Annotated in this window: 2 protein-coding genes; both read left to right on the top strand. The window is 69.5% G+C overall.

Annotated elements, in window-relative coordinates:
* Positions 1 to 87: 87 nt before the first annotated feature.
* On the top strand, positions 88 to 522 hold the full coding sequence (locus HYV14_06680) for a helix-turn-helix domain-containing protein (GenBank protein ID MBI2385682.1): 435 nt from the start codon (positions 88 to 90) through the stop codon (positions 520 to 522).
* A gap of 101 nt (positions 523 to 623) precedes the next feature.
* The coding region (locus HYV14_06675) for a right-handed parallel beta-helix repeat-containing protein (GenBank protein MBI2385681.1) at positions 624 to 15,318 on the top strand (14,695 nt) is incomplete at its 3' end.

Genomic DNA, 15,318 nt, shown 5'->3' with positions numbered 1-15,318 from the left:
AGTATAGCAGTCACGGAAGCGTCATCGAAATCAAATATGACGAATTTAAAGATTGCGCATATTATATTGCCGATGTATACTCTGGTCATGAGAGCCATTCGATTGGATCCGGGAGCCTTCGATCAGATCCGCGCTCAATTGCGCGCGACGCCGCAGGTGCGCCGTCTGCACCGTCTCCATGCCGTTCTACTCGTGGCGGGAGGCCTCAGCTGCCGCCAAGCCGCCCGTTTGCTCGGCGATTCCCCGCGCAGCGTGGAGTATTGGACTAATCGTTATGTTCGCGATAAATGTAATGGATTAAACGATAAAAAACATTCTGGACGCCGCCCGCGCCTGACGGCCGATCAGCTCGATCGGCTGCGCGCTGTGCTGGGCGGCTCTTCGTCGGACGCGCCGGCGCCTCCTGGCGGTTGGGATGGGAAAAGCGCGCGGGCCTATATCGACCGGCGCTGGGGTGTCAAGCTGGGGCTGCGGCGGGTCCAGGCGCTCCTGGCGTCGATCCGCCGTTCGACGGGCAAATAGAATGCGCAATAATATATTACGGTAAATACTCAAGTGCGCTGCAATTGTGCGCGTACGAAACATGAATTTCGCACCAATAAGGAACAATTGCGCCAGCTTAAATGATCCGTTCTAAGCCTCCGCAGTCGCCGGTCGCCGGCTTCCTCTTCCGGAAGGGACCGGCGGCTTTACTTTATACGCGCGCGAGTCTGATAGCCGCCGGCGTCGCGGTGCTCCTCGCGTCACCCCCCGCCGCCGCGGCGGCCGCGACTTTGCGCGTCGTCGGGACCAGCGTCATCAGCTCGGGCACGGTCAAGGTGTACTTCAGCGAGCCCGTCGACGCCAGCGCCGATAGCTCATCGAACTTCTCCCTGTCCCCCTCGATCGCGGTCAACTCGGCCGCGCGGCAGGATTCGAACTACTCCGCCCGGCTCACCCTCGGCGGAGCGCTGACGAACAACACGACCTTCACTTTGACGGCGTCCAACATCGTGGCGGTTTCCGCGAATACGCTCGACTCGGCGAGCAGCACGGCGACCTTCGCCGGCGTCAATCCCGCCCCCTTCTTCACCGACGACTTCAACCGCCTCGCCGCCGGAATCCTGGACAACGACGCGATCCCGGGCTCCTGGGACTCGGCTTTCTCCTGGATCGACTCCGGCAACACGGTCGCGCTCTCGACCTGGAGCGTGCGCGGCGACCACGGACTCGAGTCGCGAGACGCCTCGGCGACGGGCACGGCGGCCCGCTTGGTGAAGCGCTTCGGCGCCCAGACCCAGGTCTATCTGCGCGCCTATGTCTACCTGCCGTCGAGTTTCTTTTCGGCGATGGCCAACGGCTCCCAGCACGACCTGGTCGACGTCCTCTCCACCTTCAACTCGCGCTATGTCGGCGTCATCGCCCAAAAGGACGCCGGCGGCAATCCCCGCTTGATATGGGAGACCTTCAGCGGCGACGGCTACAAGAACTTCACGACCACCGTCACGGCGGACGCCTGGCACAGCGTCGAGATGCATGCCCCGCCCGCGGTCGCCGGGTCGAGCGCGACCTTCTGGCTCGACGGCGTGCTCGTGGGCCGTATTCCGGCCAACTACGCCGACGCCGTCTCATGGAGCACGGTCACGGTGGGACTCGGCTACATGGCCGACGCGACGGTCACGCACGCGGCCTATTTCGACGAGATCCGGACTTCCACCGTGACGTACATCGGTCCGATAGACCCGCCCGCCGTCAGGTCGGCCTCCGTCGTCGACGCCAACCAGGTCAAGGTCTACTTCGACATGGCGGTCAGCACGGCCGACGGGCGTTTCGTCGACCCCGCGCGCTACGCTTTGAACCCCGGCCCCGCCGTGACGGCCGTCGTCTCGACGGACTCGTTTACGGGAGTGCTCCTGACCGTCGCCGAGCAGGTCGACAACCGCTTCTCGACCGTGACGGTGGACGCCTCTTTGCTCGCGCCCGGCGGGACCAGCACGGCGACCTTCGTCCAGGTCCAGCCGGCGCGCTTCTTCATCGACGATTTCAACCGTCCCTACGACGGCCTGGACGACGAGGACCCGATCATCGGCGCTTGGCCGCTGGCGGAGACCTGGCTCGACGCGGGCAACGAGCTCCGGCTCTCGACGGTGAGCTTTCGCGGCGGCTACGGCCTCTACTCCCACGACAAGACCGTCGGCGTCGGCGCCCGTCTGCGAAAGACGTTCGCCGCCGGTCAGAGCAAGATGTATATGCGCCTCTACGTGTATCTGCCCTCGAGTTTCTTCTCCGCGATGGCCAACGGCGACCAGCAAGACCTCGCCGACATCTTCAGCGCCTCCAACGGCCGCTACGCCGGCGTCCTCGGCCAGAAGACCGCCGGGGGCGCCTCGGCATTGCTCTTCGAGGTCTTCGACAGCCTCGGCGTCTACAGCAACATCTCCATCCCCGTCACGGCCGACGCCTGGCACTCCGTCGAGCTCTACGCTCCCCCCATCGGGGCCTCAGTCAATCCCTCCTTCTGGCTCGACGGGGGTCTGGCTTGGAGCCCCACAGTCGACCTCTCCGACGCCGGCTCGTGGAACCGGGTCGCCGTCGGGCTCGGCTTCAGCGCCGCCGGCGCCGTCACCCACGCCGCCTATTTCGACGAGCTGAAAATCTCGACTTCGAACTACATCGGGCCGCTGACCGACATGCCTCCGGCCGGCTGCGCGAGCGCGCGCAACGTCAGCAAGAGCACGGGCCCCTACACGACGATCCAGTCCGCCGTCGACGACCTGCCCAAGTCCCTGTCCGGGCACGCGTGCGTGGTGATCAAGGACGGGGCCACCTACGCCGAGCAGGTGACGGTGCAGAACTTCACGAACAACGGCTCCTCGATCACGATCATGGCCGATCCGGCGTCGGGACTGCGCCCGGTGGTGACGCCGCCCGCGGCGTCGACCGCGGCGTTCCGGATCATGAACTCCTCGGTCGTCATCGCCGGGCTCGACGTCGCCTCGCTCTCGGGCTCGAGCATCCCTTACGCCATCTGGGCCTCCTCGGCCTACGTGACGATCTCGAGCGTGAGCGTCAGCACCATGGGGACGACGGGGCGGGGCTTCTACACGGCGGGCATCCGGATCAGCTCGTGGAGCGTCGTGAGCTACAGCTCGGTGACGGCGTGGAACTCCCACGGCCTCTGGCTCGACGGCTCCACGATGACGGCGGTCAGCTACAGCACCTTCTCGGCGCGCGGCTCGGGCGTTTACGGTCTGCTCGCCACGGGAGCCTCGTCCAACACTTTCACCGTGGTGCTGGCCTCCAACACGCTCGGGACGGCGTGGCGCTTCGCGAGCGGCTCGCATCGCAACACCGTCTCCTTCAGCAGCGCCGCGAGCCGGGCGGCGTCGTCGAACGTCGTCGACCTGCTGGCGTCCTCTTCGAACACCATCACGGGCTTCTACGCGTCCAACACGGACACCTGGGGCAACGGCATCTCCCTGGACGCGACTTCGGGCAACAACACGCTCACGGGCAGCACGGTCGCGGCGCAAGGCTCTCTGACCTTGTCGATCAGCGGCAGCATGAACGTGGTCGACGGCCTCTTCGGGGTCACGGCCGGCATCACCAACGCCCTCATCCTCTCCGGCAACAGCAACACCGTGCGCCGCAGCACTTTCTCCAACTCCAGCAGCGGCAGCGCGCAGGCCTGCAGCATCAGCGGAAGCCGCAACCTCCTCTCCGAGTCGTACTGCCAGGGCAACGGCGACGGGCTGCGCGTCAGCGGCACCGACAACCGGGTCAGCTCGAGCACTCTCCACTCCAACAACCAGAGCGCCGTGGTCTTCGGCGGAGGCTCGGGCAACATCGTCGAGTACGCGCGCGTGCTCGCCCCCGGCTCCGGCTCCGGCGCGCGCGGCGTGAGCTTCGAGTCCGGCCGCGGCGCGATCACGCGCAGCACCGTCACGTCGGGCGGCTACGGCGCGCTCGCCGTGTCCGTCTCCAGCGCGACCATCCTCGACTCGTACGTCCAAGGCTCGACCGCGGTCGCCGTCTACCGCTCCACGGCGTCCTACATCGCCGGCAGCCGCCTGGAGGCCGACGGCGGCGCCGGCATCGCTCTCCACGTCCAGGGCAGCCTGGACGTGACGGCGACGTCGAACACCTTCCGCGCGGGAGCGCAGGGCTACTCGCTGCTCCTCTCCACGGGCAACGCGGGACTGATCGTGATCTCGACGAACTCCTTCCTCGCCGGGCCGCGCTACGGACTTTTCATCGCCACGCAGACCGCGGGGGCGCAGATCTGGGTGACCTCCAACACGATCGTCTCCTCGATCTCCGCCTCCGCCGACACCTACGGCGTCTACCTGGACGGCTTGACCACGGGAGCGACGATCCAGAACAACGCGGTCGTGTGGCGCCGGTCCGCCTCGCAAGCCGGCTTCACCGGCTACGGCCTGTTCGCGCGAAGCGCGAACAACCTCAATATCGACCACAACCGCATCGGCCAACCGGACATGATCACCGCGGGCTCCTTCGTCGGCGCCTACTTCGCGGGCGTGACGCAGACGGCGTTCAAGTTCAACGACGTCCTCTCGACCGGCACCGGATTGACCAACGCCTACCTGCTGCAGTTGGACGGTTCGACCCTCACGATCCGCAACAACGTCTTCCTGGCCTCGATGACGGTGACGGGCTCCTCGGCGTCGCTCACGGCCGACGCGGCCTCGGGCTTCGACTCGAACTACAACGACTGGTTCAGCTCGAACACGGCCAACACCGTGGTCTGGGGCGGCGCGGCCTACGCCTGGCCGTGGTCGGGGGCGTTGGGAAAGGACGCGGGCTCGATCTCGGCCCATCCGCAGTGGTTCGACCCGTCGGCCGGCGTCGAGGACTACCACCCGCGTTCGACGGGCGGCCGCTGGAACCCGGCGACGCAGTCCTTCGCGGCCGACGCGGCGCACTCCCCCGTCGTCGACGCCGCGGACCCGGCAGAGCCGTACGCCGCGGAGACCAGCCCCCGCGGTCCCGCGGCGAACATGGGCTCCTACGGCGCGACGGCGGAGGCCTCGCGCTCCGTCAGCCTGGCCCCCGAGTCCATCCTGCTCACGGGACTGCATCTCTCGAGCGCCACGGTCTCCTTCGTTCCGGCCAACGGCACGAACCAGATGGTCGAGCTCTCCACCGCCGCGGACTTCACGGGCGTGGTCTTCACCTCGGTCACCGCCAATCCCGTGCCCTCCGTCCTGGCCGTCTCGGGCCTGAGCCCCAACACGATCTACCACGCGCGCGCGGGCTCGCTCGTGGGCGCGACGACCCACTACGCGGCGGCGGGCGGGTCCCCCCGGTCCTCGCCGGCCAAGCCCGTGAGCGCGGGGTCGGTCAAGGCGGTGTGGAGCTCGTCGTTCACGGCGACCTGGGTCTCGCGTCCGTCGAGCCCTCCGGACGCGTCCTCCGAGTCGGCGCGGGGTTATCTGCTGGAGACCTCCACGGCGCCGGACTTCACGGGGACCGTGCTCTCGAGCTTCACCCCGAACATGAGCCTGAGCACCTTGACGTTCACGGGGCTGGCGTATCCCGCGACTTACTATCTGCGCGTCGGGACCCTCGACTGGGACGGGAGGGCGTCCTTCACGTCCTTGGGCTCCACGCAGACCGCGCGCGCGTCCTACTCGGGCTGCGCCGCGAGCGCGCTGGTCTCCAAGACGGGAGAGGGACTGGCCACCATCCAGGCGGGCGTGGACTCGCTGCCCAACCCGCTGACCGGGCACGCCTGCGTCGTCGTGCTCGACGGGGCGACCTACGCCGAGCAGGTGACCGTGCGCAACTTCATCGTCGGCGGCTCGACGATCACCATCATGGCCGACCCGGCGTCGGGCCTGCGCCCGGTGGTGGCGCCTCCCGCGGGCTCGACGGCGGCCTTCCTGATCGCCAACGCCTCGGTCAACGTTTCCGGCATCGACGTCAAGCCGACCGCCGCGGTCCAGTACGGCGTCTGGGGCTCATCGGTCCACCTCCGGATCAGTTCGATGAACGTCGACTCGGGCGGGCGCATCTGGCAGGCGGGCGTGAGTCTCTCGAGCCGCAGCGCGATCAGCTACTCCAGCGTGACCGTCCAGGCCGCGCACGGCCTGTGGCTCGTCGGCAGCACGATGACGGCGGTGTCCTACAGCACCTTCCAGGCGGGCAGCGCGTCCTTCTACGGGCTGCTCGCGACCGGCGCCTCGTCCAATACCTTCACCGTGACGCTGGCCTCCAACACCCCCGGGACGGCGTGGCGCTTCGCGAGCGGCTCGAACTACAACGCCGTTTCCAACAGCACGGCCGCGAGCTCGGTGTCCGTCGTCGACGCCTTGACCTTGGCGGGCTCCTCCTCCAACACCTTCACGGGGATGTTCGTCTACAACGCCCACGGCAGCGGCCGCGGCCTCAACTGGGACTCGACGTCGAACAACAACGCCGTCTACAACAGCACCGTCTCCGCCTCCGGCACGTGGGTCGTCTCCATCAACGGCGGCATGAACCGGCTCGACGGGGTCTTCGGGCCGCGCAGCGGCAACAGCAACGGCCTGAGCCTCGGCGGCAGCGGCAACACCGTCCTGCGCAGCACGTTCTCGACGACCAGCGGCGGCAGCGCCGGCGCCTGCGCGCTCAGCGGCAGCGGCGGCCTCATCAGCGAGTCGTACTGCGGCGGCGTGAGCGGCAACGGCGTCTATTTCACCGGCTCCAACAACACGGTCAGCGCGAGCCGGCTCGTCACGTCGGTTGCCTCGGAGCAGGCCGTGTCCTTCGCGGGCGGCACGGGCAACGCGGTCGAGGACTCCTTCCTCTTGTCCCCCGCTTCGGGCGGCCGCGGCGCGCGCTTCCTCGGCGGCCGCGGCACGATCGCGCGCAGCACGATCACGGCCGCGGGCGTCGGCGTGTTCTTCGACAATATCTCGACCTCGACGCTGGCGTCCTCCTACGTCCAGGCCTCGACGGCCGTCTGGGTGTCGCGCAGCACGGGCACGACGATCTCGGGCAGCGTCCTGGTGTCCACCAACGTCATGGGCAGCGCGCTGTGGATGGACACGCGCGGCTCGGTCAACCTGACTTTGAGCTCCTCGACCTTCATCGGCGGCCCGCAGGGCTGGGGCGTGAACATCTCCTCGCAGAATCGCGGCGCGCTGACGCTCTCGACGATCACGGTCATGGGCGCGCGCTACGGCGTGTTCGTCGGCACGCAGGCGGCGGGGACCAAAGTGTGGCTCACCTCGAGCACGGTCGTGGTCCCGGTCACGGCCGCCTTCGACACCTACGGCGTCCGCCTCGACGGCTTGACCAGCGGGGCGACGCTGCAGAACAACGCCGTCGTCTGGAGGGGCGCCGGCTCCCAAGCCGGCTTCACGGCCCACGGCCTGTTCGCGCAAAGCGCGAGCAGCCTCAACATCGACCACAACCGCATCGGCAACCCGGACATGATCACCGCGGGCTCCTTCGTCGGCGCCTACTTCGCGGGCGTGACGCAGACGGCGTTCAAGTTCAACGACGTCCTGTCGACCGGCACCGGATTGACCGACGCCTACCTGCTGCAGCTGGCCGGCTCGACCCTCACGATCCGCAACAACGTCTTCCTGGCCTCGATGACGGTGACGGGCTCCTCGGCGTCGCTCACGGCCGACGCCGTCTCGGGCTTCGACTCGGACTACAACGACTGGTTCAGCTCGAACACGGCCAACACCTTGGTCTGGGGCGGCGCGGCCTACGCCTGGCCCTGGTCGGCGGCGACGGGCAAGGACGCCGACTCGATCTCGTCCCATCCGCACTGGGCCGCCCCAGGCGCGGGCGTCGAGGACTTCCATCCCAAGACCGGCTTCGTCAACGGCCGCTACAACCCGGCGACGGGACTCTTCGACCTGACCGACGCCGTCACGTCGCGGACCATCGACGCGGGCGACCCGGCCGAGGCCTATGCCCTGGAGCCCGCGCCCAACGGGAGCCGGGCCAACATGGGCTCCTCCGGCAACACCGCCCAGGCCTCATTGGGCGGCAGGCCCGTCCCGGTCTTCCCGGGCAACGGAGCCTTCGCCTCGACGAACCGGCCGGCGTTCACCTGGAGCGGCGGCAACGCGAGCTGGCGCCTCCAAGTGGCCTCCGACGCGGGCTTCTCCGTCGTCCTCGTCGACTCCACGACGGCGAACTCCTACGCCGTGGCCACGACGGATCTTCCTCATGACGCCACCTACTACTGGCGCGTCAACGGCCTGACCGGCGAGTGGAGCGGCGCCTTCACCGTGGTCGTGGACACCGTCGCGGCGGCGGAGTCCTCCGCGCCGAGCTTCCGCTCCTACTCCTCGACGAGCGGCCTGCTCGGCGAGACGCAGGCCGGAGACCTGCTCACCCCGGCCACGGCCCAGCTGAGCGTGCGCGACCTCGTCTCCGGGCGCGGCGGGCTTGCGGGCTTCATGCCCAGCCTTCTGGCGGAACTGCAGGCGGTCGGCCACTCGGGCGTCGCGACCGAGCTGCTGGCGGCCGGGGCCGTCCCTCTGTCCACCGAGGGCGCGGCCGGCTTCTTCTGGAACGCGGGCGCCTGCCCCAGCGGGGCCGCGGCCGGGGACTTCGCGAACTGGCAGGGAGCGGCGGCCGCGACGACGTTCTACGCCCGCGTCGACCATCAGTGGGGCGCGGCGTCCCCCATGCCCGGCGTCAACGCCGGCAATTTCACGACGCTGTTCGCCGGCTGGGTGCGCACCGGAGCCTCGGGCCTCTACACCTTCGCCATCGACAGCGACGACGGCGGCTTCATCTTCGTGGACCGCCGGCAGGTCCTCTGGGACAACACCACGCACGCGGCCGGCACGCAGCGCGGCGGCAGCCTCGTGCTCGAGGGCGACCGCCTCGTCCCCTTCGTGATCGGCGCGTTCGATTGCACCGGCGACGCGGCGCTGCGCTTCTACTGGACTCCGCCGGGCGGGGCGAACCAGATCGTCCCCGCCTCGCAGCTGCGGCCCTCGCCGGCGAGCTTCGTCTCCTACTCCACGGACGCGGGCGTCAGCTGGCGCGTGATCGCCTCGACGGCCCCCTCCGATCCGGCCCGCTACCTGTACACCGGCGCCGCGGGCTCGACGGGCGAGCAGATCCTGACGGTCACGGGCCTGGACCTGGCCCGCTCGACGAACGCCGTCGCCTGCGGCGGCGCAGCACCCTGCGGCGCCACCAACCAGGTCCGCTTCCACTCCGTGGACGGCGCGTTCAACGAGCGCGTGCTCGGCCCCTTCGCCGTGCTGGTACCCGTGCCGATCGCCCCCGTCCTGACGGCCGTGAACCTCTCCTCCTTGACCGTCGCCTACGGACTCATCGCCGCCGACGGCTACCGTGTCGACGCCTCGACGCACTCGGACTTCAGCTCCGCGGTCCACTCGTCGGTCACCGCCAACAACTCATTGCTGTCCCTGAGCCCGCAAGGCCTGCTTCCCAATACGACCTATTTCCTGCGCGCGGGCACCTTGGCCGCCGGGACCACGGTCTACGCGGCCGTCGCGCCGGCGTCCACCTCGACCTTGACCAACGCCGTCTCCGGGCTGCAGGCGGCCGCCGTCTATATCGACAGCGTCACTTTGAACTGGCTGCCCCTGCCGACCGCGGCCCAGGCGGGCTCCTCCAGCACGGCCGAAGGCTACTTGCTGCAGGCGTCCAGCGCCCCGGACTTCACCGGGGTCGTCTATTCGAGCTTCACGCCCGCGGTCGGCCAGACGACTTTGACGCTCAGCGGGCTGGTCACGGCGTCGACGTTCTACTTCCGCGTCGGCTCCCTGAACTGGAACTCGGTCGCCCACTACGCGGGCGGGATCTCGACGGCCCTGCCCGACCGGTTGTTCGTCACCGCCGCGGGCGCGCAGACGGCGCTGGCCAACAGCACGGCGACGGCGCTCTACCTCGGCGGCGCCTTCGTGTTCGCCCAGCCCGGGGGCACGACGACCGTGTCGGGGATCACCATCGGCGAGAGCGGCACGATCGACGCGGCGGCGCGGATCGACAACGTGCGCCTGCGCTACGACCTGGACGTCACCTCGCCCTACAACTGCGCCTCGGAGTCCTACGCGGGCACGGAGCCGCAGTACGGCGCGACCGACGTAGACGGCTTCTCCGGCCCCGACGGCGTCTCGAGCTTCTCCGGCTCGGTCGCGCTGAGCTCGGCGCAGACCATGTGCGTCTACGTCGTCGCCGACGTCGTCGGCGCCGCGGCGGGGCAGACTTTGGAGCTCTCCATCGCCAACGCCTACACGGACCTCGTCGTGGACCCGGGCGACCTGAGCTGGCCTCCAGGTCCCGTCGCCATTCCCGGCGCGACGACCGTCAGCGGCTGCCTGCCCGTCGTCAGCGCGGCCTCGGGACTCTGGTCGCAGGCGGCGACCTGGGGCGGGACCGCCCCCGCCGAGTGCTCGGATGTCACCGTCTCGGCCGGGCATTCCGTCACCGTGGACGTCACGACCGCCGCGGCGCGCGGCGTCGCGGTCCTGGGGACGCTGCGGGCGAGCCGCACCGCGGCCTCCAAGCTCGTCGTCGCGGCCGGGGACGTGCGCGTGGCCGCCGGCGGCACGCTCGACCTGGGACGCGACGGCGACCCCATCCCGGCCGGCGTCGCGACCGAGCTGGCGCTCGCGCCCGCGGGCGCCGACTACTTCGGCCTCATCGTCGAGAAGGGGGCCGATTTCACGGCCCACGGCTCGAGCAAGACCCCCTTCGCGCTCTCGTCCGTGGACGCGCTCGCCGGCGCGACCGCGCTCTCCGTGTACGGCTCGACGAGCGTCGCCGGCTGGCAGGTCGGCGACCGCCTCATCGTGGGCAAGACCGAGGACGTCGCCATCGAGTCCAGCGAGGTCTCGACGATCGCGGCCATCAGCGGCGGCCCCGCCTACGCCGTCACGCTGGAAGGCCCTCTGCGCTATTCGCACTACGCGCTGGCCCCCGTCCCCATCGGCAACCTCGACCGCAACGTCGTCATCCGCTCCTCGAGCACCGATTTCACCAAGGCCGCCTACGTGCGCAGCCTCGCCGAGAACGCGACGAGCTTCGCGCTCGCCTACGCCGAGCTCGCGTGGCTCGGCACGGACGCCCCGGGCCGCTACGGCGTCACCTTCGACGGCGCGGGGACGCGCGGCTCGATCTCGAGCTCGACCATCATGGAGAACGAGTACGGCGTGTACCTGCGCCAGGCGTCCAGCGTGACGTTGACGGGCAACGTGATCTACCGCTCGGACTACTTCGCGGTCTACGCGCAGAACAGCGCCGGCACGCGCTACGTCGGCAACCTCTTCGCCGACACGCTCGGCAACGTCCCGTCCTTGAAGCTCTACTCCACCGGCGACGTCCTGCTCGGCAACTACGCGGTCGGCAACGACTGCGTGGGCGTGCGCATGCAGGGCGACGGGGCGCTCTTCGACGGCAACCGCTTCGTGGCCAACGGCTGCGTGGGGCTGCGCATCTACGGCAGCGGCCACGTCGTCAGCTCCAACACCTTCATCCATAACGGCTGGCGCGGCCTCAACGTCAACGGCGACCGCAACGTCGTCCGCGGCAACTACGCCTTCGAGAACAGCAACACCTCCATCCGCGTGCACGGCAAGGACAACCTCGTGCTGGCCAACGACGCGGACGCCAGCTGGGGCCAGGGCCTGCGCGTGTACGGCGACAGCACCACGGTCAAGGACAACGTCGTGCACGGCCTCGGCGGCGGCTGGTGGGGCTTGGGCGTGAGACAGGGCCCGAAGTCCGGCAGCCACAACGGCACCGAGCTCGGCATGAACAACATCGTGGTCGGCAACCACGTCTACGACATCGACGGCACCGGCCTGACCGTGGCGGGCTTCAACGCCCTCATCTCCAAGAACAAGGTGCATGACGTCGGCTGGGGCAGCGGCGCCGGCATCCGCGTCTACGGCACGGGGCATACGGTCACGGCGAACGAGTCCTACGACAACATCGGCAAGGGCTTCAAGATCTCGGACCTCTCGACGACCGGCGGGGCCGACTGGCGCACGCGCTCCGACGCCGGCGGGGACAGCGTGTTCCTGCTCAACGCGGCGTACGGCAACACCAAGGAGGGCTTCTACGATGTCGACGCGCGCGGCGGCAATCTCTATGTGGCCAACGTGTCCTATTCGAACACCGGCGACGGCTTCGCCTTCGCGGACAAGCTTCCGGTCCTGGTCGGGAACTCGGCCTACGGCAACGCCTCTCACGGCCTGCGTCTCTCGGGGACGCAGACCGGGACCGTCCTCTCGGCCGGAGATCGTTGGGGCTACGACCTCGGCGGCGCTGCGGTGGCCAACAGCACGTGGCAGATCTCGCTGGCCGGTTCGCCGTCGCTGATCCTCCAAGGCGCCCGCGTCAGCCCGGCCCTCGCGTACTCGACCGCCGGCTTCACGACCGACGGCAGGTTCCTGCTTTCGCTTGATCAAGACTTGACCGCGGGACGCGCCGTCCTGCACGGCGACTATCTGCTTGCCGGCGCGACCTGGGAACTGCGCTACGCCGATCGCCTGTACCGCTCGACCGCCACCGCTGCGGTCGTGCGCCGCGGCTCGGGCTTCTCGGCCGTCGTCAAGCAGGTCTACGACGCAGCGGCCGTGGACCAGCTCATCACCCTCGAGTTCCGCGCCGGGCAGTGGCACGTGGACGGCTCGGCCACCGGCAGCGACCTGGTCCCCCCCTTCAACGGCAGCCGAGTCAACCTCGACATCCCTTCGACTTCGCCCCAGGTGCGGATCGACTTCACCGACGCCGCGCCCTACGAGGGCGACCGTCTCAGCTTCGCTCTCCTCTCCGCCTCCGCCGACGCCGGGACGCAGAAGCGCCTGCTCTTCGGCCGGAGCGCCGACGGCTACCGCGGCGGTATGTCGCGCCTGCGCGTGTCGACGGGAGCCGCCCTCGTCCTAGAGGGCGCGGACGGCTGGCCGACCGTCGTCGACCGGCTCTCCGCCTCCGCGACCTACTACACTGTGATCTCCTCCGGCGCGTTCAGCGCCATTCGCTCCTCGTTCACCAACGCCGACTCGCTCGGCCTCCAGCTCGCGGGGAGCGGCGGGGTATTCCTCTCCTCGGTGACCTTCGACTATCTGGGCATCGCGGGCGGGACCAACGCCTATATCACCGCGCGCGACCTGGTCTCGACCGCCACCGGCTTCGTCAATGTCCGCTTCGACGTCTCGCGCAGCACCCTCGCCTCTCCCTCCGCCTATAACGTGCGCGTGGAGGGCGCCTCGTCGGGGCTCCTCTGGAATTTCCACAAGCCCGCGGCCGGGGAGATGTGGGGCGAGGACTACGACGACGAGGCCGGCCAGCGCGTATACTGGTCCAACCGTCCCCCCGATCCCCTCGCCGTGACGGCCGTCCATCGCACCAGCGTCACGGCCTCGTACGCCTCGGTCTACGCGCAGGGCTACGAGCTCGCCGCCTCGACCGCGTCCAACTTCACCGGCGTCGTATTTTCCTCCTCGGTCTCGGGCGCCGCGCAGTTATCGCTGGGTCTTCCGGGGCTGGACCCGAATACGACCTACTATCTGCGCGCGGGCGCGCTCTGGTTCGGCACGACCCATTATTCCGCCGCCGCCGCGACGGCCACCTACGCCAACCCCGTGCAGAGCGCGCTGGTGTTCGGCGCTTGGAAAAGCAGCATCACGGTGAACTGGACCCCGCTGCCCACGGCGGCGCTCGAAGGTTCTTCCAACAGCGCGTCCGGCTACCGCCTCGAGGCCTCGACGCGCTCCGACTTCGGCGGCGCGCTGATCTCCTCGCAGACCTTGGGCGTACAGCCGAGCACTTTGACGGTCACCGGGCTTCTCCTCGGCACGACCTACTACCTGCGGGTCGCCTCGCTCAACCATGCCTTGATGCCGAACTACGTGTTCGTCGGTTCGACGGCGACCGCGCCGGGCGTGGTCGTCGGAGCTTTCGGCGCTCAGGTCGCGGACGCGGCCATCGGCGAGACCGGCGTCTACCTCGGCGGCGCCTTCACCTTGCGCGCCCTGGGCGGAAACGTCACGGTCACGGCGCTCGCCGTCTCGGAGGCCGGCAGCGTCAACGCCGCCGCGAACCTCTCCAATCTGCGTCTGCGCTACGAGACCTCCGACGCCTGTCAGTATGACGGGACCGAGGCCGTGTACGGCACGGCGGCCGCCTTCGCCGCGGAGGCCGCCACCGTCGCCGGGAGCCTGGCCGTCGGTTCCGCTCAGGTCTGCTTCTACGCCGAGGTGGACGTGCTCGCCGGCGCGGCCAACGGCCAGACGCTCGACCTCCGCATCGCCAATCCGGCCGTCGACGTGGCGGCCGGCGGCGCCGACGTCTCCCCGGGGACCGCGGTCGACCTGCTCGACCTGACCACCCTGCGTACCGGCCTGGTCCAGCGCGAGTTCCGCGTCTACCGCAACGCCGACGCGCTCGCCCCGGGAGCCGCGCTGGCGGGCGTCAACGTGCCGGCCGTCCTCGATAGCTTTGATCCCGTCCGCCTGCGCGTGAGCGCGCGCGCGGTGGGCGCCGCGCTGGGCGCGGGCGCGGAGAGCTTCCAACTGCAGTGGGCGACCGCGGCTTCGGGACCGTGGACCCTGGTCGGCGGCGGAGGCTTCGGCGACGGCCGCGACGGCGCGGTCACGCTCTCCGCCTCGGGCAACATCAATACGGCGATCTTAGGCAGCGCGCGCTCCGGCGTTCCCGACGGCGCGGTCACGACGGTGACGGCTGATCCGACGGGCGCGGCCGTGAGCGTCGCGGCGAGCGCGGGCTTCGCCCCCGGCGACCTGGCGCTGTTGATCAATCTTCGCGGCGCGGCGGGCGACACCGCCGACGTGGGCAACTACGAGATCCATACCGTCTACTCCGTTCCGGATTCCGCGACGGTCCTCCTGCGCAAGCCCCCGCAGAAGTCCTATCGCGGGACGGCGTTCGCGAACCAGAAGGTCGTGCTTCAGCGCATCCCGCAGTGGACCACGGTCGCGATCCAGTCCGGCGCCTCTTTGACCGCGTCACCGTGGGACGGAGCGAAGGGCGGCGTGCTGGTCTTCGCCGCCGCGCAGACGGTGACGGTCGACGCGGGCGGGTCCATCTCGGCGAACGGCCTGGGTTATCGAGGCGGCGTCCCCGCCTCCGTCTCCGGCGGCGTCTCGGGCGAGTGGGCGGACGGGGTGGTCGGCAAAGGAGGATCCGGCTGCATCAACTTCAACTGCGCGGCCGGCGCCGGCTCCGCGGGCGGCGGCGCGGGCACGGCCAACGACGGAGCGCTCAATACGACGGCCGCGCGCGGCGGCGGCGGCGGCGGCGGCCACGACGATCGCGGCATCCGCAACGGCGGCGGCGGCGGCGCCGGCGGCGGCTACGGCGGCGGCG

It is taken from the genome of Elusimicrobiota bacterium (assembly GCA_016182905.1).
Taxonomy (GTDB): Bacteria; Elusimicrobiota; Elusimicrobia; order UBA1565; family UBA9628; genus GWA2-66-18.
The sequence above is the reverse complement of the archived record's forward strand: the minus strand, read 5'-3'. Positions and strand labels throughout refer to the sequence as shown.

Bases quoted from the DNA above. Each gene is read 5' to 3' on its own strand.
- HYV14_06680 (MBI2385682.1), top strand. From the start codon at position 88: ATGAGAGCCATTCGATTGGATCCGGGAGCCTTCGATCAGATCCGCGCT.